At 75.0% G+C, this 23,714-nt stretch carries 16 protein-coding genes and 2 pseudogenes; 15 read left to right on the top strand and 3 right to left on the bottom strand.

Going from position 1 to position 23,714, the window contains the following annotated elements; all coding sequences use genetic code 11:
• The 10 genes and pseudogenes from MNZ27_RS18295 to MNZ27_RS18340 all read left to right on the top strand — a co-directional run.
• Positions 1–380 (top strand): annotated as a pseudogene (locus MNZ27_RS18295) (anti-sigma factor family protein); the annotation flags it as partial.
• 171 nt (positions 381–551) lie between these two features.
• Positions 552–872: a CopG family ribbon-helix-helix protein gene (locus MNZ27_RS18300; protein WP_242395537.1), complete on the top strand. Its 321-nt coding sequence runs from the start codon at positions 552–554 to the stop codon at positions 870–872.
• On the top strand, positions 873–1,157 hold the full coding sequence (locus tag MNZ27_RS18305) for a type II toxin-antitoxin system RelE/ParE family toxin (RefSeq protein ID WP_242395538.1): 285 nt from the start codon (positions 873–875) through the stop codon (positions 1,155–1,157).
• A 364-nt stretch (positions 1,158–1,521) separates the two neighbouring features.
• Positions 1,522–1,983 (top strand): 23S rRNA (pseudouridine(1915)-N(3))-methyltransferase RlmH, encoded by a 462-nt coding sequence (rlmH, locus tag MNZ27_RS18310; RefSeq protein WP_242395539.1) that lies wholly within the window; start codon positions 1,522–1,524, stop codon positions 1,981–1,983.
• Between the two features lie 158 nt (positions 1,984–2,141).
• Positions 2,142–4,751 carry a S8 family peptidase gene (locus MNZ27_RS18315; RefSeq protein ID WP_242395540.1) on the top strand — a complete coding sequence of 870 codons (2,610 nt, stop codon included), beginning with the start codon at positions 2,142–2,144 and terminating at the stop codon, positions 4,749–4,751.
• Positions 4,748–5,257: a protease complex subunit PrcB family protein gene (locus tag MNZ27_RS18320; protein WP_242395541.1), complete on the top strand. Its 510-nt coding sequence runs from the start codon at positions 4,748–4,750 to the stop codon at positions 5,255–5,257. Before MNZ27_RS18315 ends, MNZ27_RS18320 begins: the two co-directional genes overlap by 4 nt.
• Positions 5,258–5,397: 140 nt before the next feature.
• The gene (gene gpmI / locus MNZ27_RS18325) at positions 5,398–6,948 is read left to right on the top strand and encodes a 2,3-bisphosphoglycerate-independent phosphoglycerate mutase (protein WP_308197987.1); all 1,551 of its coding nucleotides are present in this window, start codon (positions 5,398–5,400) and stop codon (positions 6,946–6,948) included.
• Between the two features lie 287 nt (positions 6,949–7,235).
• Positions 7,236–7,928, top strand: coding sequence for a ComF family protein (locus MNZ27_RS18330; protein WP_242395543.1), 693 nt, complete (start codon positions 7,236–7,238; stop codon positions 7,926–7,928).
• Positions 7,929–7,980: 52 nt separating this feature from the next.
• On the top strand, positions 7,981–11,769 hold the full coding sequence (locus MNZ27_RS18335; RefSeq protein WP_242395544.1) for a DUF3857 domain-containing protein: 3,789 nt from the start codon (positions 7,981–7,983) through the stop codon (positions 11,767–11,769).
• Positions 11,766–15,488, top strand: coding sequence for a DUF3857 domain-containing protein (locus MNZ27_RS18340; protein WP_242395545.1), 3,723 nt, complete (start codon positions 11,766–11,768; stop codon positions 15,486–15,488). Before MNZ27_RS18335 ends, MNZ27_RS18340 begins: the two co-directional genes overlap by 4 nt.
• 365 nt (positions 15,489–15,853) lie before the next feature.
• On the opposite strand, the gene MNZ27_RS18345 is transcribed toward MNZ27_RS18340, so the two are convergent.
• Positions 15,854–16,468 carry a DUF4230 domain-containing protein gene (locus MNZ27_RS18345; RefSeq protein ID WP_242395546.1) on the bottom strand — a complete coding sequence of 205 codons (615 nt, stop codon included), beginning with the start codon at positions 16,466–16,468 and terminating at the stop codon, positions 15,854–15,856.
• A gap of 46 nt (positions 16,469–16,514) precedes the next feature.
• Between MNZ27_RS18345 and MNZ27_RS18350 the strand changes: the two genes are divergently transcribed.
• The 4 genes from MNZ27_RS18350 (at position 16,515) to MNZ27_RS18370 (ending at position 20,572) form a co-directional block, all read left to right on the top strand.
• Positions 16,515–16,943 carry a hypothetical protein gene (locus MNZ27_RS18350; RefSeq protein WP_242395547.1) on the top strand — a complete coding sequence of 143 codons (429 nt, stop codon included), beginning with the start codon at positions 16,515–16,517 and terminating at the stop codon, positions 16,941–16,943.
• Positions 16,944–17,462: 519 nt separating this feature from the next.
• The gene (locus MNZ27_RS18355) at positions 17,463–17,756 is read left to right on the top strand and encodes a tetratricopeptide repeat protein (protein WP_242395548.1); all 294 of its coding nucleotides are present in this window, start codon (positions 17,463–17,465) and stop codon (positions 17,754–17,756) included.
• Between the two features lie 72 nt (positions 17,757–17,828).
• Positions 17,829–17,993 (top strand): hypothetical protein, encoded by a 165-nt coding sequence (locus MNZ27_RS18360; RefSeq protein ID WP_242395552.1) that lies wholly within the window; start codon positions 17,829–17,831, stop codon positions 17,991–17,993.
• A 572-nt stretch (positions 17,994–18,565) separates the two neighbouring features.
• A complete protein-coding gene (locus MNZ27_RS18370; RefSeq protein ID WP_242395549.1) occupies positions 18,566–20,572 on the top strand; it encodes an HNH endonuclease in 2,007 nt (668 codons plus the stop codon).
• Positions 20,573–21,097: 525 nt separating this feature from the next.
• Here MNZ27_RS18370 and hemW read toward each other — a convergent pair.
• Positions 21,098–22,237, bottom strand: a complete 1,140-nt coding sequence (hemW, locus tag MNZ27_RS18375) for a radical SAM family heme chaperone HemW (RefSeq protein WP_242395550.1) — start codon at positions 22,235–22,237, stop codon at positions 21,098–21,100.
• 79 nt (positions 22,238–22,316) lie between these two features.
• Between hemW and MNZ27_RS18380 the strand changes: the two genes are divergently transcribed.
• Complete coding sequence (locus MNZ27_RS18380) at positions 22,317–22,901, top strand: hypothetical protein (protein ID WP_242395551.1); 585 nt, start codon at positions 22,317–22,319, stop codon at positions 22,899–22,901.
• Here the strand turns inward: MNZ27_RS18380 and MNZ27_RS18385 are convergent.
• Positions 22,885–23,714: pseudogene (locus MNZ27_RS18385) on the bottom strand (hypothetical protein); the annotation flags it as partial. The gene MNZ27_RS18380 and the pseudogene MNZ27_RS18385 overlap by 17 nt on opposite strands.

The following is a 23,714-nucleotide window of genomic DNA, read 5'->3' on the forward strand; positions in this document are numbered from 1 at the left end:
TTCTCGCCGCGCCGGTCGCAGCCGGGGCCGACCCGGTCGCGCGCCACCGGCAGCTCCGCGCCGCGGGCGCGCTCCGGCGGGAGGTCGCGACGTTCCCGGGCTGCGAGGGAGAGGCGTGGCGCGAGGTGCAGCGGGATCCGGAGGGGCGGGTGGTGCGCTACGCGCGGCGGGGCGCGGTGAACGGGGTCCCCTTCGAGGCGGAGCTGTACTACGGCGAGGACGGCGCGCTCCGGGTGGTCCGGTACCGGGAGGCGGAGGGCGGGTGGCGCGAGGCGCGCCTCTCCGGCCCGGGAGCGGTCGCCCCCGGGATCCCCGCCGCCGTCGCCGAGCCGCGCCGCGCCGCCGACGCCGGCCTCGAGGCGCCCGGCCGGTGCCGGTGAATGGCGACAGCCACCCGCAAGACGTACGGATTGCAGGTTCGTTCATGCTACGCGGCCTTGTCTTTTCAGCAGGCGCTCGATGCTGCGGGTGAGGCCGGCGATCGGGTTGCCGGTAATACCCAGTGATACTATCTTCTCGCCCGGAGGTTCCGATTGGCGGAGAAGGCACCCGTGGCCGTGAAGCTCGACCAGGACCTGCGCGACCGGCTGCGCGCGCTCGGCCAGGCCAAGCGCCGTGCGCCGCACTGGCTGATGGTCGAGGCGATCCGTCTCTACGTCGAGAGGGAGGAGGAAGAGGCGCGGGAGCGCGAGATCGTGCGCGAACGCCTGGCGCAGTACGACGCCACCGGCGAGTACATCGACAACGAGGACATGATGGCGTGGCTCCTCTCGCTCGGGACGGACAAGGAGCTCCCCGAGCCGCCCGTGCGTGTCGATCCGGAGGTGCCTCGCCGACGCGGTCGCGCGGCCCGGACGCCGAGGACGCGCTGAGTGCGCGTCCGGTGGAGCCCAGAGGCCCGGCGCGACGCGGTGCGCTTGTCGGCGTTCTTGCGCAAGCGTCACCCGCCCGCGGTGCACCAATTCTGGACCCGCATCGTGTCGGTCGCAGACGCTCTCTCCGCGAATCCCCGTATCGGTCGCGCGGCGGACGATGACGAGGCCGAGCGGCAGATCGTCGTTCGCTTCGGCGGGGCGGGATACGTCATCCGCTACCGCGTCGACGAGGACGACGTCGTGATCGCTCGCGTGTGGCACGCTCGCGAGCACCGGGAATAGCTCGAATCACCTCGCGGAGCGGCGGTGGGGCGGCTCAAGGCCCGTCGAACAATCGACGGGCCTTGAGCATCTGGGAGGGGCGGGCCGTCGCCCGCCCCTCGCGCCCGAAGTGAATTCGGGCGCTTCACCCCACCCGCCGCCCCGCTCACGCGGGTCGGCCTGAGAGCTCGTCGAATTCTTCGACAAGCTCTCAGCCCTTCCAAGCACGCCTGCGCTGATCGATCGTCGTGTGCCCCCGCTCGGCGACGGCATGTGTGGCTTGTGACGATCGACGCAAGCGGGTGCGCCATGAGGGCCGGACCCGCTACACTCGGGCCATGTCCCGCCTCCTCGTGAACCCCCGTCCCCTCGCCCCGGTCGCGCCGTGAAGCTGCGCGTCCTCGCGGTGGGGAGGGACCGCTCCGGGCTCTACGCGCCGGCGGTGGAGGAGTACGCGAAGCGGCTCGGGCGCTACCTCAAGTTCGAGTTGGTGGAGGTCTCCGAGGCGCGCAAGCACGCGGGGACGCCCCAGGCGAAGGAGGAGGAGGCCGCGACGCTTCTCGCGAAGCTCGGCGCGCGGGAGCGGCTCGTCGCGCTCGACGAGCACGGCGAGGAGCTCACCAGCGCCGCGTTCGCCGGACGGGTGCAGCGCTGGCTCGAGCGGGGCCAGGACGTGGCCCTCGTCATCGGCGGATCGGATGGGCTCTCCCCCGCGCTCCTCGCCAGGGCCGACGAGAAGCTCGCGGTGTCGCGCTTCACCCTGGCGCACCGGCTCGCGCGCCTGGTCCTGGTCGAGCAGCTCTACCGGGCCATGACGATCCTGCGCGGCGAGCCTTACCACAAGTGAACCAAGCCGGGGGCCGCGGCCCCGCCCGCGACGCGCCGGGGATCTGCGGCGAGGTGGGTGTTGCTCCGACCCGGGCCGCATGAGACGGTAGCGACCTAGGGTAAGCTTCCCTGCGGCATTGCGCCGCAGCCGGCGCGTCCGTCCTCCGCGAGGTCCCGATGCTGCACCGCCGTCTCGCTCTCGTCGCCACCGGCCTCGCCGTCCTCGCCGCCTGCGGCGGCGGCTCGAAGCCGCAGGCGACCACGCACCAGCTCTCCGGCACGATCACCGCGGCGGCGGCGAACCTGGTGGACTGGGACGTCGCCGATCCGAACGCGCCGCACCACTCGAACGACGACCCCGCCCATTTCCAGCCCCTGCCGAGCGCAGTGACGGTGGGCGGGTTCGTCACCAGCACCGGGACGGCCCCCGATGCAAAGGACGTGTACCAGGTCGCGCTCGCGGCGGGGCAGCGGATCACCCTCGCCGTCGCCGATCCGGCCGGGGTCGAGCTCGACCTCTGCGTGTGGAGCGCGAGCACGAGCCAGCCGCCGTCCCCGTGCTCCAGCAGCGCGGCGCCGGGCACCGCGACCTTGCAGCTCGACGTCACGACCCCGGACACCTATTTCGTCGAGGTCGCTTCCCTCGGGGGCGGTTCGGCCTACACCCTCGTGATCGGCGCCGGGCCGGCGGTCGCGGCTGTCCCCTCCGCCGAGCTCAGCATCGACCGCGAGTTCGTCCCGGGTGAGCTCTTGGTGAAGTTCAGGGAAGCCGCCTCCGGGACCGCCGCGGCCCGGATCCCCGAGCGCGCCCGGGCCCTCGGGCTGAAGGCCCTCGCCGGCGCGCCCGGGCGACCCGCCCTCCTCGGCCTCGGCAACGCGGCGGAGCGCGCCCAGGCCCTCGCGACGCTCGGCGTCGCCCCGGCCGGCGCGCTCGCCGCCGCGCTCGACCCCATCCAGGCGGAGAAGCTCGACACGCTCCACGCCATCGCCGCCCTCCGCGCCCGCGCCGAGGTGGAGAGCGCCGACCCGAACTACGTCTTCCACCCGAGCATGGTCCCGAACGATCCGGACTATCACTTTCAGTGGGGCTATCCGCTCATCAACCTGCCGCAGGCGTGGGACCTCGCCACCGGCGCGCCGTCCTCCGGCACCGACAAAGTCGTGGTGGCGGTGGTGGACACCGGGGTGTTCCTCGAGCACCCGGATCTCAAGGTCCAGCTCGTCACGGGCTACGACTTCGTGAGCGACCCCACCTCGGCGAACGACGGCGACGGCATCGACCCGAACCCCGACGACCCGGGGGACAGCACCACTCCGGGGCAGAGCACCTTCCACGGCACGCACGTCGCCGGGACGGTGGCGGCGGCCACCGGCAACGGGGTCGGTGTCGCCGGCGTCGCCTTCGGCGCGAGGATCATGCCGGTGCGGGCGCTCGGCGTGGGGGGCGGCACCTCGTACGACATCCTCCAGGCGGTCCGGTTCGCGGCGGGGCTCCCCAACGACTCCGGGACGGTGCCGGCCCAGCGCGCCGACGTGATCAACCTCTCCTTCGGCTGCACCGGCTGCTCCTCCGCCACCGAGCAGGCGGTCTACGCCAGCGTCCGCGACCAGGGGGTGATCGTGGTCGCCGCCGCCGGGAACGAGGACTCGAGCACGCCGACCTACCCCGCGGCCTACCCCGGGGTGATCTCCGTCTCCGCGGTGGACGGCCAGAAGGCGAAGGCGCCCTACTCGAACTACGGCGCGACCATCGACGTCGCCGCGCCGGGCGGAAACATGGCGGCGGGCACGAACGGCGGCATCGCCTCGACCCTCGCCGACGACTCGACCGGCACCCGCAAGCCCATCTACGCCTTCCTCCAGGGCACCTCGATGGCCTCGCCCCACGTCGCCGGGGTGGTGGCGCTCATGAAGTCCGTCTGCTCCTCGCTCACCCCGGCGCAGCTCGACTTCCTGCTGAGCGAGGGTCAGCTCACCGACGATCTCGGCGACCCGAGGCGCGACGACCTCTTCGGCTTCGGCCTCATCGACGCGGTGAAGGCGGTCCAGGCCGAGCTGCAACAGTGCGGCAAGCCGGTGCCGCCCATCCTCCAGGTGAGCCCGAGCCGCCTCGACCTCGCGCCCGGGCAGACGAGCGCGACGCTCGACGCGACGCAGGTCGGGACCGCCGGGACGCTGACGGTGACCGGGGTCACCGTCAGCTATCCCAACAACACCACCCCATGGCTCACGGTCTCCGGCCCCACCACCGGGAACGGCCTCGGGACGTACGCCGTCGCGGCCGACCCGAGCCTCGCCGACGGCGTGTACGCCGCCAAGATCACCTTCGCGTTCACGAGCGTCCCGGATTCCACCACCGGAGCCCAGTCGTTCTCGTCGAAAGTGGACGTGCCGGTCACCCTCCAGAAGGGCGCGTCCAAGACCAGCGACCTCGGCGCGCTCTACGTGCTGCTCCTCGACAAGGACATGAAGGGGGTGGCGCAGAAGGTGCTGACGAGCACGACCGGCCAGTACCCCTTCACCTTCCCCGGCGTGGCCGACGGGAGCTACTACCTCGCCGCCGGGACGGACCTCGACAACGACAACATGATCTGCGACGCCGGCGAGGCCTGCGGCGCCTGGCCCACGCTCGGGGTGCCCACGCAGGTGGTGGTGAAGGGGAACGACGTCACCGGGCTCGACTTCGTGGCCGGGTTCGGCCGGAGCCTCGGCGGCTCGGTGCTGCAGGCCGGGCGCGGGATCCCGCTCGCACCTGCGGCGAAGTCCGCGGCACGGGGCGGGCGATGAGCGCGCGCCGGGGTCGCGCGGCGCGGGTGCTCTCCGGCGTGGCCTTCGCCGCGCTCGTCACCGGCGCGGGCGCGGAGCGCGACGGGTGCGGCGCGCGGCGGGTGCCGGTCGCGGTGGTCCGCGCCGGGAGCCAGTGCGGGGCGGCGACCGGCCCGGCGGTGTCCCTCGTCACGACCGTCGAGGGCTGGCGGGCCGCGTACGCGTCGCCCGCGCTCGGCGGGGGCGACGAGGCCGCGCCGGTGGACTTCGCGAAGGACGCGGTCGTCCTGATCTCGATGGGCGAGCGACCCACCGGCGGCCATGCGGTGGAGCTCCTCCGCAAGGAGGCGGCGGTGCAGGACGGCGTGGCGCGCGTCCAGGTCGCGCTGCGCGCCCCCGCGAAGGGCGCGCTCGTGACGCAGGCGCTCACCCGCCCGTGCCTCGCGCTCTCCGTCCCGCGCGAGGGGATCCGCGCCGTGGAGGTCGTGGACGAGCGCGGCGCGGTGGTGGCCCGCACGGGCCGTTGAGCCCCGCCTCGGGGAGGCCGCGAGCGGCCGTGCGCGGCGCAGCCCGCCCCGCTCCCGGCCGCACGCTTCGCTGCTTGTGGTGACGCGGCCGTTTCCCTAACATCACGCCCCCGACTTCCCGACCTCCGGAGGCAATGCCCGTGGCCAAGACGAAGCCCGTCCTCCTCGTGATCCTCGACGGCTGGGGACTGCGCGCCGAGCGCGACGCGAACGCGATCGCCATCGCCGGCAGCCCGAACGTGGACGCGCTCCAGCGCGAGTACCCGTGGACCTCCCTCGAGACGAGCGGCCTCTCGGTCGGCCTCCCCGAGGGGCAGATGGGCAACTCCGAGGTGGGGCACACGAACCTCGGCGCGGGCCGGATCGTCTACCAGGACCTCGTCCGCATCAACCGCGCGATCGAGGACGGCTCCTTCTACGAGAACGAGGCGCTCCTCCTCGCCTGCCGGAAGGCGAAGGCGGCGGGCGGCGCGCTCCACCTCATGGGGCTCGTCTCGGACGGCGGCGTGCACAGCCACCTCGAGCACCTCTACGCGCTGGTCGAGCTGGCGCGGCGCGAGGGGGTCGCGCGGACCTACGTGCACGCGTTCATGGACGGGCGCGACACGCCGCCGAGGAGCGGCGTGGACTACATGGCCCAGCTCGAGCGGCGGCTCCGCGAGCTCGGCCACGGCAAGGTCGCGACGGTGTGCGGCCGCTACTACGCGATGGACCGTGACAAGCGCTGGGATCGCGTGGCGCAGGCCTGGGCGGCGCTGGTGCGGGGCGAGGGCTTCAAGGCGCAGAGCGGGGTGCAGGCGCTGGAGCAGTCGTACGCGAAGGGCGAGGGCGACGAGTTCGTGAAGCCGACCGTCGTGGTGGGCGGCGACGGGAAGCCGGTCGCGACCGTCCGCGACGGGGACGCGATCCTGTTCTTCAACTTCCGCGCGGATCGCGCGCGGGAGATCACCCACGCCTTCACGGATCTCGAGTTCAAGGACTTCGATCGCGGGGCGGCGCCGCGCCTCTCGGCGTACGTCTGCATGTCGCAGTACGACGAGAAGTTCACGTTCCCGGTCGCGTTCGGGCCGCAGGATCTCACCGAGATCTTCCCGGAGCTCGTCTCCCAGGCGGGTCTGAAGCAGCTCCGCACCGCCGAGACCGAGAAGTACGCGCACGTGACGTTCTTCTTCAACGGCGGCCGCGAGCTGGTCTTCCCCGGGGAGGACCGGATCCTGGTGCCGTCCCCGCGCGACGTGAAGACGTACGACCACAAGCCGGAGATGAGCGCGCGCGAGGTGACCGACAAGCTCGTGCAGGCGATCGGGACCCGGCAGCACGGCTTCATCCTGGTGAACTACGCGAACCCCGACATGGTGGGGCACACCGGGATCCTCGACGCCGCCGTGAAGGCGGTGAAGGTCGTGGACGAGTGCGTGGGCCGGCTCTGGAAGGCGGCGCAGCAGGCCGGGATGGCGATGCTCGTCACCGCCGATCACGGCAACTGCGAGATGATGACGGATCCCGTGACGGGGCAGCCGCACACGGCGCACACCCTCAACCCGGTGCCGTTCATCCTCGCCGACCCGGACCTGCGCGGCGCGAAGCTCCGCCCGAAGGGGATCCTCGCCGACGTGGCGCCCACCGCGCTCCAGGTGATGGGCCTCCCGCAGCCGAAGGAGATGAAGGGGCTGGGGCTCATCGCGCGGTGAGGGCGGCGGGTTCGGGACGGTCGCCGTCCCGAACGAACCCGCACCCGTCACCCGTCACCGTGCCCGTCACCGTGACCGGGCCCCGTGCCCGTGTCCCGCATCCCGTGGCCCGTGGCCCGTCGCACCGATCGCCAGGTCGGACGTACGGGGGCGCCCGCGGAGGACGGGAAGGGGCCACGGGACAGGGGACGCGGTTCACGGGTCACGGAACGGCCGGTGACGGAACACGGTGACGGAACACGGGACGCCGGAGCGGTGCGGCCCGCCCCGTGCAGAAGCACCGGGGCATGCGCCTCCTCCGGTCCACCGCCCGCGCCCTCCTCGACCTCGTCTACCCTCCGCGCTGCGCCGCCTGCTCCGAGCCGATCGCCTCGGGGCTGTTCTGCGAGACCTGCGCGGGCGCGCTCGAGCCGGTGCCTCCGGGCTGCGCGCGCTGCGGCCTCCCGGGGCCGGATCCGGTCTGCGGCGCCTGCCTCGCCGCGCCGCCCTCCTACGACCGGATCCGGGCCGGTGGGCTCTTCGGCGGACCGCTTGCGGACGCGGTGCACGGCCTCAAGTACGGCGGGCGGGCCGCCCAGGCGCGGCCGCTCGGCGCCTGGCTCGCCGCGCGCGCGCCGCTGCCGCCTGGGGCGGTGGTGATCTCCATCCCGCTCGGGCGCGGTCGCCGGATCGCCCGCGGCTACGACCAGGCCGCGCTCCTCGCGGACGGGCTGGCGCGGGCGGCAGGTGCGCGGCGGCGCCGGCTCCGGGGAGCCCTGGTCCGGACGCGCGAGACGCCGCCGCAGGTCGGCCGGTCTCGCGAGGAGCGGCTCCGGAACGTCGCCGGCGCGTTCGCCGCACGGCGCGCGATCGCGGGGCTCGACGTGGTCCTCGTGGACGACGTCGTGACCACCGGCGCGACCGCCGAGGCCGCCGCCCGGGCGCTCCGCCGGGCGGGCGCGCGCTCGGTGGAGGTGGTGGCGCTGGCCCGGGCGGACTGATCATGAGCGGGGACGCGGCGGGAGCGGTTCGCGGTTACACTCGTCGGACTCCATGCCCGCCCGCCTCGCCGCTCCCCTCGCGCTCGCGCTCGCCGTCCTCCCGTCCGTTGGCTGGGCCGGCGGCTCCCCCCTCCCTGCCCCCGCCGGGCGCGATCCGGTGGCGGAGCGGTTCGGCGTCGCGTCCGCCGCCCTCGACCGCGATCGCGGGGGGCCGGCCGGGCTCGCGGCGATTGCCGTCCTCGAGGCGCTCGAGCCGGACCTGCCGGAGCTCACCGGCGTGGCGGGCCTCTACGCCCGCACCGCCGACGCCGCCGGCGCCGATCCCGAGGTGCGCGCCGCGGCGCGCTACCGGCTGTTCGAGGTGGAGCGGGCGCGCGGGAGCCTCCGCCAGGCCGAGGCCGACCTCCGCCGGCTCGGCTTCGTCACGCGCTACACCGTCGTCGGGCCGTTCGACGACGAGGGGAAGAAGGGCTTCGACGCCGTGCTCCCGCCGGAGACGGGCCTCGACCTCGCCGCGCGGTACCCGGGCAAGGTCCGCGAGGTCGCCTGGCGGGCGCTCCCGCAGGACGCGGTGACCGAGGGGTTCGTCCACCTCGGCGCGACGCTCCGGCCGGCGCGCGAGGCGGTCGCCTACGCGCTGGCCGTGCTCGACGTCCCCCGCGACGAGCGGGTGGAGCTCTGGTTCGGCGGGAGCGGCGCAGCGAAGGTGTGGGTGAACGGCGCGCTCGCGATCTCGGATCCGGGGTATCACCCCGCCCGCCCCGATCAGCGCGGCGCGGCGGTGACGCTCCGCCGGGGCGCGAACCGGATCCTGGTGAAGCTCTGCCACCAGGACGGCCGGATGGGCTTCTGGCTGCGGCTCGCCGACGGGCGCGGGGAGGGACGCGCCTTCGCGGCGGCGGAGCCGTCGGCGCGCCCGGTGAAGCCGGGGGCGGCGCCGCGGGCGATCGACGACGCGGTGTCCCGGCTCTCGCGGCGCGCGGAGGCGCTCCGGGGGAGGGGGCGCGCGGAGGCGGAGGCGCGGCTCGCCCTCGCCCGCGTGCTCGCGGCGCGCCAGACCGCGGACGGGGAGGAGCGGCGCGCGGCGGCCGAGGCCCGGCGGGCGGCCGCCCTCGCGCCCGGGGGGGGGGGGGCGGCGCGCGCGGCGGCGCGGCTCGAGGAGGACCACGCCCGGAGGCGGCTCCTGGTGGACGCGGCCCTCGCCGCCGCGCCCGGCGATCCGCGCGCCCTCCGCGCGGCGGCGCGGGAGGAGCTGGACGAGGATCGTCCCCAGGCCGCGGCGCGGCTCCTCGAGCGGGCGATCCGCGCCGCGCCGGGATGGGCGGAGGCGCGCGTCGGGTACGCCGAGGCGCTCGAGCGCGCCGGGCTGGAGGCCCGCGCTGCGCTCCTCGCGGAGGAGAACGCTCGCGCCTTCCCGACGGTCCCCGCGGCGGTGCGCGCGGCAGCGCGTGCCGCGCGCCGGCTGAACCGGCTCGACGACGCCGTCGCGCGGTACCGGGCGCTCCTCGCGCTCCGCGCGGACGACGCCGAGTCCCGGGGCACCCTCGCGACGCTCCTCGCCGATCGCGGCGATCCGACGGGCGCCCGCGACCTGCTCCTCGAGGCGCTCCGGCTCGATCCGTCCGATCTCTTCGTGCGCCTCCGGCTCGGCGATCTCCTCGCCGCGAACGACCGCGCCGAGGAGGCCGAGGCGGCCTACGCGCAGGCCATCGCGCTCTCGCCCGAGGAGGCCGACGCGCACGAGCGGCGCGGGCGCGCCCGGCTCGCGCGCGGGCAGGCGAAGGACGCCCAGGGCGACGTGCAGCGCGCCCTCGAGCTCCGGCCGCAGAGCTCGCAGCTCAAGGAGCTCGCCCGGAGCCTCGAGCCGGCGCGCGAGCGGTTCGAGCGCCCCTACCTCGCCGACGCCCGCGCCCTCGCGGCGCGCGCGCCCGCCCCCGCCGCCGACGACGACGCGCTGGTCCTCTCGGAGCTGGAGGTCGTCCGGGTCCTGCCGTCCGGCATGACCTCGCGCTACCACCAGCTCGTGGTGAAGGTGCTGAACGCGCGCGGCGCCGACGTCTTCCGGCGCCACACGCTGTCGTGGGCGCCCGAGCGCGAGGAGGTGAAGGTCGAGCGGGCGCGGATCCTGAAGCCGGACGGGACCACGGTCGAGACCCACGACGAGATCGAGCGGAGCGCGAGCGAGCCGTGGTACCGGCTCTACTACGACACCCTCGCGAAGACCCTGTCGTTCCCGGCGCTCGCCCCGGGCGACGTCCTCGAGGTGGCCTGGCGCGAGGACGACACCGCGAGCGAGAACCTCCTCTCCGACTACTTCGGCGACCTCGCGTTCGTGGACGGCACCACCCGCAAGGCCGCGTTCGAGTACGTCCTGCTGGTGCCGGAGGGGCGCACCCTCCACGCCAACGCGCAGCCGGGGGTCGTCCACTCCACCCGGACGTTGCCGGGCGGGCTCACCGAGCACCGCTTCACCGCGCGCGACGTCCCGGCGATCGTGCCCGAGCCGCGCATGCCGGGCTGGAGCGAGATCGCCCGCTTCGTCCACGTGTCCACCTACGCGAGCTGGGATCAGGTCGCCCGGTTCTACTGGGGGCTCGTCCGCGACCAGCTCCGGCCGACCGCCGAGGTGCGGGCGGAGGCCGCGCGGATCGCCCGCGGCGTGCTCGAGGCCCGCGCGCCGGCCGCGCAGGGGGCCCCGCGCGCGCCCGGGGCGGTCGCCTCGCCGGGCGCGGTGACGCCGCCGCCGGGCGGGTGGGGCCGGGAGACGGAGCGCGCCCTCGTCCGCGCCGCCTACGGGTTCGTGGTCTCGCAGACCCGGTACGTGGGGCTCGAGTTCGGCATCCACGGGTACAAGCCGTACCGGGTGGACCAGATCCTCGCGAGGCGCTTCGGGGACTGCAAGGACAAGGCGAGCCTCGCGCACGCGCTCCTCGAGGCGATGGGCATCGACTCGCGCCTCGTCCTCCTCCGGATGCGGGGCCTCGGCCGGCTCCCGGAGGCGCCGGCGTCGCTCGCGGTCTTCAACCACGCGATCCTCTACGTCCCCGACCTCGACCTCTGGCTCGACGGCACCGCCTCGTACTCCGGGTCGGGCGACCTGCCCGAAGAGGATCGCGGCGCGACGGTGCTCGTGGTGAACCCCTCCGGGCCGCCGCGCTTCGGCCGGATCCCCGAGGCGACCCCGGACGCGAACCGGATCGAGCGCCGCTACGAGGTCGCGCTCCGGGCGGACGGCGGCGCGGCCGTGAGCGGCGGCTGGCGCGTCTCCGGCGTCGAGGCGCCCGCCTACCGCCGGGCCTACCTCGCCGAGGACGAGCGGTCGTCCCGGCTCGAGGCCACCTTCAACCGGGCGTTCCCGGGGGTGCGGGTCGCCTCCCTGTCGGTCTCGGATCCGACGCGGATCGAGGACCCGCTCGCGGTCCGGTTCGCCCTCGACGTGCCGCGCTACGCGCAGCCGGACGGCGCGGGGCTGCGCTTCGACCCGTTCGACGCCATGCGGGGGTACACCGTGACGTGGGCGGAGCTCTCCGCGCGCCGGTACCCGCTCGACCTCGGGAGCCCGTCCCGCGACGTGTTCGCCTATCGCGTGGCGCTCCCGCCCGGGTGGAGGGTCGCCGAGCTGCCGGAGCCGACGCAGGTGAGCGGGGCGTTGGGCTCCCTCGCGCTCGCGTACCGCCTGGACGGCGGCGCGATCGTCGCGGAGGGGCAGGTGACGCTCGCCGGCGGCCTGGTCGCCCCGGCCGACTACCCCGCGTTCCGCGAGCTCCTCTCGCAAATGGATCGCGCCCTCTCGAGGCGCGTCCGGATCGTTCCCGACCCGGCGAAGGAGGCCGTCCGATGATCGCGCTCGCTCCCCTCGGCCGCCGCGCCGCGCTCCTCGCCGTCGTCCTCGCGGCGACCTCGGCCGCCGGCTGCGCCGGGGTGGGCCGGGCCGGGAGGCCGGGCCGCCAGGCGCAGGTCGCGCTCCAGGCGCTGGAGCGGGGCGACGTCCCGGCGGCGGAGGCCGCGACGCGCCAGCTCCCGGCCGACGCCGACGCGCCGGCGCACCTCGCCGCCGCGCTGCTCGCTCGCCGCTCCCTCGACGGCCCCGCGGAGGCGCGCGAGCTGGCCGCCGCGGTCTCGCGGTCGCCGGACGATCCGGTGGCGCTCGTGGCGCTGCGGCGCCTCGCCGAGCTCGCGGACCTATCGCCGGGGCTCGCGGCGCAGGCGGACGCCGCGGTGGCGCCGCTCCTCGCGAGCGGCCGGCTCCGGGGCGTCGCCGCCTACCGGGCGCGGGTCGTCCGCACCGCGGCGGCCGAGGCGGCCGGCGATCACGCGGCCGCCGCCCGCGTCCGGGCCGAGAACGGCGCCGTCACCGCCTGGACCGTGTCCGGACCGTACGCGCTCTACCACGCCCTCGACTTCGGCCGGACCGTCCCGCCCGAGGAGGGGCTCGTCCCGGAGTCGGTCCCCGCGGCCGCGGGCCTGCCACCCTACGCCACGCGGACGCTGCCGACGCCGGACGGGATCGTCACGCTGGAGGGCGAGCCCGCCGACGCGGACCTGCTCGCCCTGGCGACCGAGGTCACGCTCGCGCGCGGCGGACGCTACCTCCTGAACGTCGGGACACAGCTCTCCGTGCGCGTCCGGATCGACGGCGCGGTCGCGCTCGAGCGGAAGGGGTTCGAGGGGTTCCCATCCACCCTGGCGCAGCGCGCGGTGACGCTCGGGCCCGGGGTGCACCGCCTCGTCGTCGTCGCGACGCGCGGCACGCCTCAAGGCGCGCTCCACGTCGCGCTCTCCCGCGCCGACGGCGCGGCCTCCGACGCCCGCTTCGCGCCGGCCCCGGTGGGCCGCGCGCCCTCGCGCGCCGGCGCGCCGGAGCTCGGCCCGGCGGCCCTCGCGGGCTCGTCCCTCGCCGCCGCCCTCGAGCCCGCCCTCGGGCCGGTGCTCGCCCGGGTCCTCGCGGTGCGTGACGTCCTGCTCGCCGACCGCGAGACGGCCAAGGCGCTCGTCGCGGCGGCACGGGCCGCGCGGCCCGCCGCGACCCTCGTGCGGATCGCCGCCGCGGAGGCCCTCGCCGACGATCCGACCCTCGACGATCGCGTCGCGCGCGGCCGCGCCGAGGCGGAGCTGCGCGAGGCGCTCCGGGCGGACCCCGGGAACGCCGAGGCCCGCCTCCTCCTCGCCGCCCAGCTCCGGGCCGCCGAGCGGCGCGACGACGCGGACGAGGTCCTCGCCGCGCTCGGTCCAGCGGCCGACCGGCCCGCGGCCCTCGCGGCGAGAGCCCGGGCCGCGCAGGACCGCGGCCTCTCCGAGCAGGCCGAGTCCCTCGCGTTCGAGGCGCTCCGCGCCGGGAGCTGCGACGGCGCGTCGCTCGCCCTCGAGCTCGCCGCGCGGCGCGACGACATCGGGCACGAGGATGAGGCCGCCCGGGCCGCGGCGCGCTGCCGAGGCGGCCGGGAGCGGCTCGCCGCGCACCTGCGCAAGCGGGGCGATCCCGCCGGCGAGCGGGCCGCGCTCGATCCCCTCGTCGCCGCTCGGCCGTGGGCGATCGAGCCCGGCCTGGCCCGGGCCGATGCGCTGGTGGCGGCGGGCGAGGCCGGGCGGGCGGTGGAGGCGGTCGCCGCGCTCGCCGCGATCTGGCCGCGCAGCGCGCGCGTCCAGCAGAAGCTCGGGGACGTGCGGGAGCTCGCGGGCGACGCCGCGGGGGCCCGCGTGGCACGAACGCGGGCCCTCGCCCTCGACGGCGGCAACCTCGCCCTCCGGCGCGCGCTGGCCCTCGAGGATGGCGGCGAGGTGCTGCAGGACCTCGCCGAGGACACGGGCGCCGCGATCCGGGCCTACGAGGCGGCGCCGCGACAGAACGGCGCCTCCGCCACGATGGTGCTCGACGCGGCGGCGGTGGAGTTCCACCCGGGCGGCACCGCCACCGAGCGGACCCACGAGGTCATCCAGGTCCACGACCAGCACGCGGTCGAGCAGTGGGGCGAGGTGTCCGTCCCGTCCGGCGCGAGCGTGATCGCGCTCCGGACGCTGAAGCCGGACGGGCGGGCGCTCGAGCCGGAGCGGGGAGGCGGGGCGAAGGGCACGATCTCGCTCGCCGGTCTCGAGCCCGGCGACTACCTCGACTTCGAGTGGATCCGCGCGGTCCAGGCCCCGCGGGGCCTCGCCGGGCTCGCGGCGAGCCCGTTCTACTTCCAGACCCCGGGCGCGCGGCTGTTCCGGTCGGTGTACGCGGTCCGCGCGCCGGTCGGGCTGGGGCTGGCCGCCGACGGGCACGGCATGCCCGCGCCGCCCCTCCTCCGCGAGGCGGGCGCGGACGTGGTCCGCGCCGAGCGGCGTGACGTGCCCGCCTACATCGCGGAGCCCGCGGCCCCGAGCGGCAACGAGGTGCTCCCGTTCCTCTCGGTGGGGATCGGCGGCGGGCTCGAGACGCTCCAGCGTGGGCTCGGCGACGGCCTCGCCGGTCGGACCCGGCCGACGGCGGAGCTCCGCGCGCTGGCCGACGCGATCCGGATCGCCGCCGGCCCGGGCGCGAGCCCCGCGGCGCTGGTGCGCGCGGCGTACGCGCGCGTCACGCGGGACGTGCTCGGACAGGGCGACGGCGACCTCGCCGAGGAGGCGAGCGCGGTGCTGTCGCGCGGGCGCGGCAGCCGGCTGCTGGTCCTGAAGGCGGTCCTGTCCGCGCTCGGGGTCCCGGCGCGTCTCGCGTTCGTGCGGCCGTACGGCGCCGACCCCGCCCCCTGGCGCTTCCCGCGGATGGCGCTGTGGAGCACGCCGCTCCTGCGGGTGAAGGCAGGGGGCGAGATCCTCTGGCTCGACCCGTCGACGCGGCAGAACCCCTTCGGCGCGATCCCCGACACGGCCACCGGCTGCGAGGCGCTGATCATCCCGGAGCCGGGCGACGCGCTCGAGCTCGATCGCACGCCCGCGCGGGCCGCGGCGGCGGAGGACCGGACGCTGGCGCTCCGGATCGTCCTCGGGGCGGACGGCGGCGCGACGATCGTCGGCTCGGACCGCTACACCGGCGCCGCGGCCGGGGCGCTCAAGAGCGCGCTCGAGTCGCTGGACGCCACCGAGCGGCGCCAGGCCATGGAGGGGATCCTCGGGCGGATGTTCCGCGGCGTGTCGGTGACGCGCGTGGAGATCGCGGGGGAGGACGACCCCGACGCGCCGGGCGAGATTCGGTTCGAGGCGCGGGCGCCGGAGCTCGCGCGCGCGGCGGACGGCGGGCGCGTGCTCGAGGCGCCGATCTTCCCGGCGAGGCTCGGCGCGCGCTACGTCCAGGTGGCGCGGCGGCGGACGCCGCTCCTCATCCCCGAGCCCGATCGCGCGACGCAGCGCATCGAGATCGTCGCTCCGCCCGGGCTGGTGCCGCGCGCGGGACCGCCCGCGAAGGTCGAGACGCCGTTCGGACGCTTCGCGCGCGAGGAGCGGGTCGAGGGTGCGACGATCGTGCGCACCGAGCGGCTGGAGCTGGCGCGCGGGCGCATCTCACCCGACCGCTATCTCGACTTCGCGCGGTTCGCGCGCGAGGTGGACGAGGTTCAGGATCGGCCGGTGGTGTTCGCGAGATGACCCCCGGGTCGCGAGGAACCCGGATCCCCGCGAACAAAAAAGGCTTGCGATCGACGGCGAGTCCGCGCGTCGCCGGCCCGCGGGGATGGGCACGACCAGTGCAAAGCTACCGGGCGTGCGTCACGTGAGCCGCCTCGTAGGGAGTTTCCTCCGCTGGACGCTCGGCGTCCTCGCGGAGGTCCTTCCCTCCGCTCCCTGCGAGGTGCTGGTCGTCGTCTCCCCTCCGCCGCGCGCGCGTCAGATGCCCCCGACCATCGGCGCGCGCCGGTTCAACTGACGACGGCCGCAACGCTCGCGGCGTGCATCACCGGAGGACGCCCGCCACCCCCCCCAGGCGGGCGTCCTCCGGGTTTCTTTTCGCGGCGCTAGGACCCCGCCACCCGGGCGTCGCCCTCCACGAAGATCACCTCGCCGAACCCGAGCGCGTAGAGGAGGTCGCGGATCGCACGCTCGCCCGAGGCACGCGCCCGCGCCTGGAGCGCGGCGTCGGACTGGACCTCGCGCTCGAAGGCCCGCCGCGCCAGCTCGAGGAGACCGGCGGTGCCGGCGGAGTCGAGGTTGGAGCCGATGATCTCCGTCTCGCCCGGCCGGAGCACGATCGTCGTCCGCAGGGGCGGCCGGGGGAGCGTCACGGTGCGACCGGTCACCCGGACGCTCGAGGCGTCGAGCCGCTCGAGATCCAGGGCGAGGTGGGCGTCGGCGAACACGATCGCCTTCCCGCGCGGAGCGTCGAACGTGTGCCGGAGCCAGCCCGCGACGTCGCCCCAGAGCGAACCCGCCGGCGTCGGCTCCGGCGCGAAGGTGACCTTCTTGTAGAGCGCGACGTCGAGCGCCTCGAGCCGGGCGACCTCCCGGACGCGCATCACGACCGCCGGCGGATCCGGCAGCGGCGCGGCGCGCCCGGGGAGCAGCTTCAGCGCGAGGCCGAGGCCCACGCCGATGGCGAGGCCGAACAGGACGAGGAGGACGAGGCGGCGCATGGGGGGGATGGTAGCGCGAGTCGAGTACGACTGGCTCGGGCGGCGGATGTCGCTGTCCAGCCCGGGCGCGGGGCTGGTGAAGTTTGCCTACGACTCGGCAGGCAACCTGATCCAGAAGCAGGACTCGACGGACGCGACGGGGACGGCGTTCGCGCAACCGACGGTGATCGACGCGTTCCGTTCGCACTTCGATTACGATGAGTGCAGTCGACCCGCTCATGCGGATGCGGGAGTCTCCGCTGGCTGGACCGCGGCGAAGCTGATCGAAGCGACTGGTATGAGCCTGGACGACAATGGGAGCGCAACCGGAAGTTTCGGCCTCGGGAGCCTGCTGCAGCTGGCGGCAGGGCATACGGTTGGCGTGCAGACGCCCTGTCACCGTGCCCTGACGTTCGATAACGGATGCACCACGACCCCCAATCACATGTGGTTCGTAGCGATAAAGACGAACGAGAGGGAGGCCGATTGTGCCTAGGCAGGATGCTGACGTGACGACGTCGGGAGTGGTTTTGACTGCTTTTGGCGCACTGTTGTCCTGGTACGGAATGAAGCTGTTCCGTCGACCCATTGAGACAGCGGAACAACAGCTCAGGTTTCTCCGGCGGGATCGTCCGCCGCCTCCAGTCTGCGCTCGTGCCCATCCTAGGGCGGTTCGGCCGGTATTGAAGGCAGAGGGGCTCGTTGTTGCTGTGCTCGGCAGTGCGCTGGTGAGTGCGGGGGTGTACCTTGTTGTCGTTGGCAACTAAGGCGTCCCGATCGCGAAAAGGCGATCGAGAGTAGTTGCGGGGAGGGCGATGAGAGACCGAGCGACGACGAGTAGGAGCGATCTTTCGAGATCGGAGTGGTGAGACAAGAACCCCCGCTGGTTGCCCTGCGTCTCGAGCATGACCGCGCCCAGGCAGATCCTCGAGAACACCAGCTACCTCGTGAAGTCCGCGAAAACTTCTCTCGGTCGGGGCGCTGATCGAAGCGACTGGTATGAGCCTGGCCATCCATGGAGAGACACAGAAAAACGAGCGGCTCCAGCATTGAAGAACAACTCGCCATCGAGGACTGGGCCAGTGCGCGCCGCCTAATCCGGAAGGCTCTGGCATCGTCACCTGGAGACCACTGGCTGTGGACGCGCCTGGCGCTGACCTATTACGAGCAGCGCAACTACAAGCAGGCCTTGAAGCACGAGACTCGGGCCCTTGCGCTGGAGCCGCACTGTCCGCTTGCACTTTGGGGATTGGCCGGCACCTACCAGATGCTCGGAGAGGTGGATGAGGCAGTCTCGTTGTACCGGTGACTGATCAAGCGCGGCGCTCCCCGGATCGCGGCGGGCCGGTGCGGAGAAGGGCTTCGCTGGGCACGTGGACTGGTGGCAGACTGCTGGTATCGCCTGGGCGAGATCAGCGAGGCCCATGGGCAGCGTAGGCGGGCAGCGACGGCGTACCGCAAGCACCTCGCGGCGCGTCGTGGTGGTGCGTCCATCTACGACGCGGGTGCGGTCCGCGCGAAGGTGGTCGGGGCGCTCACCGACTGAAGGAGGGCCTTCCAGCGCGTAGCACGCCCGTTCGAGCGCAGCATCACCGCACGATTGAGCGCGAGCAGCGAGCGATCCGCCCGTGGATGAGCACCGCCAGCATGCCGTGCGGGTCCGCCTCGATCCACCGCCAGTCGTCCTCGGCGAAGGCGGTGCCGCCGTGTGACGGACTATGTTCTCGACGCCCCAGTGACTGCGCACGGGCAGCAGCCACTGCGCCGGCGTGAGCCGCGTCGGGTCGTAGCGCGACACTAATATCCGCTTATCCCGCTCGATGACCTCGCCGCGGTGGACCTTCACATGCTCGACAGCGAGGAAGGCCTGGGCGTGCGGCTCCTTCGGCGTCTTGCTGTCGTCGTAAGACCAGCTCGGGTCAGCCTCCCGCGTCGCGCTTGCGATGGTTGGAGCGCGGCGGTGGCCCCTCGTCGCTCATCGTTCAGACGGAGCACCTCCCGAGATCGCTAGACTCGGGCCCGGCGCCTGGCTCCATCGTTGGCGGGCGGCAATCCACCGCACCAGGTGCGAGAATCTACGGTGGGTGGATGTCAGACCCAGGTGCAATCATCCGGACAATGTGCGAGGTCGCCGCCAGCTCGAACGTCACCTTCGCGGCACCGCCCCCAGAGGCGCTCGCGAACGCGGCGTGGCAGCTCGATCCGCCGATGCCGCACGAGCGGCCGCACGTGCTCCGCGAGGAGGCGGCGCTGCTCGTCGACGGGCTCCTCGCCCGGGTGGCGCGAGGGCGAGGCGCGCTGGACGTCGCGCTCGGCGAGGGACTCCTGGCCCTCGCGCAGGGCGACCGGACGCTGCGGCTCGGGTACTCGGGGATCGCCGACTACGCCCGCGAGCGGCTCGGGGTCGCGGGCCGGACCGCGCAGGTGATGGCCCAGCTCGCGCGGGCGCTGCGTGAGCGACCGCGGCTCCGCGAGGCGGTGCGCTCGGGCGAGGTGAGCGCGCGCAAGGCGACGACCATCCTCCGTGTTGCGCGGGGCGACGCGGAGGCGGAGTGGGTCGAGCGGGCGCGGAGCGCGACGGTTCGGGCGCTCGAGGTGGCGGTCCGGGCGGCGCGCCGGGACGGCGGGGAAAGCGCGAACGGCGCGAGCGGCGCGATTGATGCGTCAGCCGGCGATGAGCTCGAGGAGGAGCGCTTCGACCGCGTGGACGTCCTTCTCGGACCCGAGGCTCGGGCCCGGCTCGACGAGGCGCTTGCGCTGGCGGGGAAGCTCCTCGAGGCGACCTCGCCGCGGTGGCAGCGGCTCGAAGTGATCTGCCAGGAGTACCTCGGCGCGCACCCGGTGGACGCGGACGAGGAGGCGGAGGAGCGGAGCGCCGAGGCGTCGCGGGCGGAGTGGTTCGACGCGGCGCGGGAGGGTCTCGAGGAGGAGACGGCGTGCTGGGCGGCGCTCGACCCGGTCGAGCCGGTGGTGGCCCCGGTGCTCGGCGCCGTGACGGACGGCGCGGTCCTGGACGACGCGGCCTTGGACGACACGGGCGGCGCGCCTGCCAAAGAACCCGCGGAGCGGCTCGACGACCAGCTCCGTCACCTGGCGTTGATGCGCGAGCGCTGGGACGAGCTGGTCGGCCACCTCGCCATGCTGGTCCTCAACGTGGGGCTCTGGCGGGACATGGGCTTCGCCACCTTTGGCCACTACTGCGCCGAAAGATTGGGAATGGCGGAGCGGACCGTCGCGCAGCGCGCGGCCTTGGAGCGTCGGCTGTACGCGCTCCCCTCGCTCCGGCAGGCGCTCCGGGAGGGCCGGGTCAGCTACGAGCAGGCGCGACTGGTCGCCCGCGCGGCGGGATCGAGCACGGACGAAGATACGGTCCAGGCGCTGATCGCCCACGCCGAGGGCTCGACCTGCATCGAGTTCCAGCGTGAGCTCGAGGACGAGCTCGCCGCCCAGGCAGAATTGAAGGCGCGGGCCGCGCAGAGTTGTCCGCCCTCCGAAGCGACCGACGACTCCGGGGTGGACGCAGCGCAGATGTGTGCGCCTCCCGGGCCGACCGACGACTCCGGGGTGGCCGCGGCGCAGATGTGTGCGCCGTCTGAGCGGACCGACGACTCCGGGGCGGAGGCTGGCGCACATGGCGAGCCGACGAGGTTCGCCGGCACGCAGATGTGTGCGCGCGACTGGATGATTCTCCACGTGCCGCGGAGAGTCGCCCTCCTCCTCGACGCCTCGTTCCGCGCGGCCCGGACCGCCGCCGGGCACTGGCTCACCCCGGAGGAGTGCGTCCTCCGCATCGCGGGCGAGTTCATCGAGACGTGGAAGGAGGCAGTGAAGGTGACGGAGCGCTCGCGCCCTGCGCGGCAGCGGAAGGTCCTGGCGCGCGATCGGGGCCGGTGCCAGGTCCCCGGGTGCAGCCGCCCCGCCGCGCACGTGCACCATGTGTGCTTCCGCTCGCACGGCGGCGACGACTCCGAGGGAAACCGGATCGCCCTCTGCGCCGCGCACCACCTCCACGCCATCCACCGGGGATGGATCCGGGTCCGCGGCCGGGCGCCGGACGGGCTCCGGTGGGAGCTTGGGGTGCGTTCCGACGGGAGGGCGCTGGCCGTTTTCGGGCCGGACGCCTGACCAGCGGATCGATCATGTGACGGTCGGGGAGGACAGGCGCGCTTGCATTGTGTAGACGACGTTGTTCCCGAGATGGAACGGCGCGCGCCGGGGTAGACCCGCACCCGAACCCGCACGCGAACCCGTCATCCCTGCCCGTGCCCGTACCCGTGCGCCCGTGCCCAGGTCCCGTGGCCCGGCCCCCGTGCCCGGAACACGGGGCCAACGGGACACGGGAACGGGGGTGACGGGCCACGAAGAAGCCGTCGGGTTCGCGAAGAACGCATCGCACCACCTCCACGCCATCCACCGGGGATGGATCCGGGTCCGCGGCCGGGCGCCGGACGGGCTCCGGAGGGAGCTGGGTGTGCGCCTCGACGGATCGGCGCTGGCCGTGTTCGGGCGGAATGCTTCATCGCCGCTGCGCGGGCTCACGCCCGGCGCCGCTCCGTCTCCGGCATCACCGGGCCGCGCATCGACCGGGATCTGATCGAGCCCTCATCCGCGCGGGGCCGTGCAGCGGTCCCGCGCTCGCGGGCGCGGCCCTCACTCGAACAGTCGCTCGGCCACGGCGCTGTGGAGCTCCATCCCGCGCCGGGTGAGGACCAGGCGCCCGCGGAGGCGGACCGCGAGGCGGTGCTTCACCAGATCATCCGCCTCGCGCGACTGGGCCGGGGAGAGCTCCTCGAGCGCCGCGCCGCGCCGGGTCCGGAGCGCCAGCATGAGCCGCTCGTTTCGCTCGGCCGCGGGGCCGATCCGATCCTCCTCGGCGGTGGGGAGGGTCCCGGCGAGCACCGCCGCGCGCCAGCGCTCCGCGTCGCGGTCGTTCCCGTACCGGACCGCGCCGGCGTCGCCGCGCACGCAGCCGTACGCGCCCGCGCCGAGGCCAAGGTAGCTCTCGCCCTCCCAGTAGAGCCGGTTGTGGACCGACTCCGCGCCCGGGCGGGCGAAGTTCGAGATCTCGTAGCGGCGGAGCCCCGCGGCGCGCAGCGCCGCCTCGACGGCGCGGGCCTGGGCGGCGGCGTCCTCCTCGTCGGGGAGCGGGAGCCGCCCCTGCGCCCGGAGCCGCGCGAGCGGGACCTCCTCGGCGAGGACGTCCGGGTCCAGGGTGAGCGCGTAGGCCGAGACGTGGCGCGCGCCCGCGGCGACGGCGCGCCGCGCGTCCGCGCGGGCGATCTCCACGGTGGACCGCCGCGCCGCGTAGATGAGGTCCACGCTCACGTTGCCGACGACCTCGGCCGCGTCGCGGATCGCCCGCTCCGCGAGCTCCGGCCCGTGCCGCCGCCCGAGCTTCGCGAGCACGCCCGGGTCGAACGACTGGACGCCGACGGAGACGCGGTTCACCCCCGCCGCCCGCCAGGCGAAGAGCCGCTCGCGCCCGGAGGACTCCGGGTTCACCTCGATCGTCACCTCGGCCCCGGCGGGCAGCGCGAAGCGGGCGCGGAGCGCCGCGAGCACCTCCGCCACGTCCTCCGGATCCCAGAGCGAGGGCGTGCCGCCCCCGAGGTAGACGCTCCGTGCCTCGAACCCAACGAACGCCGGCGCGCGCAGGGCCAGCTCGGCCCGGATCGCCCGTGCGTACTCGCCGCGCGCGGGCGGCCGCCCGGTGGTGACCGCGAAGTCGCAGTACGGACACCGGTGCGTGCAGTAGGGGAAATGTACGTAGATGCCGAAGGGACGCGCCATCCGACCACGGTTCTAGCGCGGCCGGGCGCGAGTTGCCGCGCCTCCCCACCGCTGGCGCGTGCCATACTCGCCCGAGCGCATGCCCGATCCCTCCGTGCGAGCACGTCACGCGCAGCAGACCCTCGCGGCGGCCGAGCACACCGCCGCGGCCGCCGCGGTCCGTCGCTTCGTGCCGTCCGCCGTCCTCGCCGCGATCGAGGCGGCGAGCGGCTCGGACTGGCTGCCGGTCGGGCACGACGTGGCGCTCGTCCGCGTGATCCACGGCGCGCTGGGCCCGGAGCGCTACGACGCGTTCGCGCGCGGCGTGGTGCTCGAGGAGCTCGAGGGGCCGCTGCTCGGGCCGATGAAGCGGATCGTGATCGCGGCGGTGGGGCGCGACGCGGCCTCGTGGGCGCGCCTCGTCCCGAAGGCGTGGGGCCTGATCTTCAGCGGCTGCGGCGAGTGGACGGTCGTGCAGGCCGACGCCGGCGAGGCGTGGCTCCGGATCGCCCCGCTCCCGGAGGCGTGCGCGGCCGAGCCGATGTGGCCGACCTCGCTCGCGAGCTCGCTCTCGGCCGTCCTGGCGGCGACCGGCGTCGCCGGCACCTCGTCGCTCGAGCGCTTCGAGCCCACGACCCGGGCCGCGACCTACGCGCTCCGGTGGACGCCTACTCCAGCCGCCTGACGGGCGTCGCGCCGAGCAGGAGGGGCAGCACCCGGCCGTCCGTCACGAGCCGCATGTGGTCGTGCTGCGAGCGCAGGTAGAGCAGGGGGGCCCTCCGCTCGCGCGCGCCGAGGCGCGTCGGGATCCGCGGCAGGCGCACCGCGTCGGCGCCAGGCAGCGAGGCGAGCCAGGCCTCGGTGCGGGGCCCCGTCTCCTGCCCGACGAGGACGAGCCGCCGCCGCCCCGGCGGCGCGGCGGCGAACCAGGCGGCGAGCTCGTCCTCGCCGCGGTACAGGCCGTCGAGGAGCACGATCTCGTCGAGCCGCGGCGCGAGCAGCCAGGGGAGCACGGTCCGGATCGCGCCGGAGTGGCCGGACGCCACCACCGGACCGTCCGGCAGGCGGAGCCGCGCCCGGGCCGCGACCGTCTCGAGCAGCTCGCTCAGGTCGGGCCAGACCACCGCCGCGCCGTTCCAGTCCGGCGCCTCCGGCGCGACGAAGACCGCGTTCAGGCGGCTCGCCCGGAACTGGTCGATCAGCGCGTGGTCCACCAGCGCCTGGTCCACGTTCGTGTAGTAGCCGTGGACGTAGAGGACGATACCCGCCGTCCGGCGCACGTAGCCCGCGGGGATCCAGACGTGCACGGTCCCCCGCGCGGTGCCGAGCCGGAGGTGCCGGCAGCCGCCCTCGCGCCGCTCCTCGACGGCGCCGTCCGGCAGGGGCGCGGAGGGCGTCTGCGACCACGGCGGCCGCGTGCGGTCCGGCTCGGGCGGCGGCGACGGTGGCGGGGGCGGCAGGGGCGCCGCCGCGAGGGGCCCCTCCGGCGGCGCCGGCG

Origin of the sequence: Anaeromyxobacter oryzisoli (assembly GCF_022690765.1) — a bacterium.
In the GTDB taxonomy this organism is placed as follows: Bacteria; Myxococcota; Myxococcia; order Myxococcales; family Anaeromyxobacteraceae; genus Anaeromyxobacter; species Anaeromyxobacter oryzisoli.

Bases quoted from the DNA above. Each gene is read 5' to 3' on its own strand.
- MNZ27_RS18355 (WP_242395548.1), top strand. From the start codon at position 17,463: ATGGAGAGACACAGAAAAACGAGCGGCTCCAGCATTGAAGAACAACTC.
- MNZ27_RS18350 (WP_242395547.1), top strand. From the start codon at position 16,515: ATGTCGCTGTCCAGCCCGGGCGCGGGGCTGGTGAAGTTTGCCTACGAC.
- MNZ27_RS18380 (WP_242395551.1), top strand. From the start codon at position 22,317: ATGCCCGATCCCTCCGTGCGAGCACGTCACGCGCAGCAGACCCTCGCG.
- MNZ27_RS18320 (WP_242395541.1), top strand. From the start codon at position 4,748: ATGAGCGCGCGCCGGGGTCGCGCGGCGCGGGTGCTCTCCGGCGTGGCC.
- MNZ27_RS18370 (WP_242395549.1), top strand. From the start codon at position 18,566: ATGTGCGAGGTCGCCGCCAGCTCGAACGTCACCTTCGCGGCACCGCCC.
- MNZ27_RS18340 (WP_242395545.1), top strand. From the start codon at position 11,766: ATGATCGCGCTCGCTCCCCTCGGCCGCCGCGCCGCGCTCCTCGCCGTC.
- MNZ27_RS18330 (WP_242395543.1), top strand. From the start codon at position 7,236: ATGCGCCTCCTCCGGTCCACCGCCCGCGCCCTCCTCGACCTCGTCTAC.
- MNZ27_RS18345 (WP_242395546.1), bottom strand. From the start codon at position 16,468: ATGCGCCGCCTCGTCCTCCTCGTCCTGTTCGGCCTCGCCATCGGCGTG.
- MNZ27_RS18335 (WP_242395544.1), top strand. From the start codon at position 7,981: ATGCCCGCCCGCCTCGCCGCTCCCCTCGCGCTCGCGCTCGCCGTCCTC.
- MNZ27_RS18315 (WP_242395540.1), top strand. From the start codon at position 2,142: ATGCTGCACCGCCGTCTCGCTCTCGTCGCCACCGGCCTCGCCGTCCTC.
- hemW (WP_242395550.1), bottom strand. From the start codon at position 22,237: ATGGCGCGTCCCTTCGGCATCTACGTACATTTCCCCTACTGCACGCAC.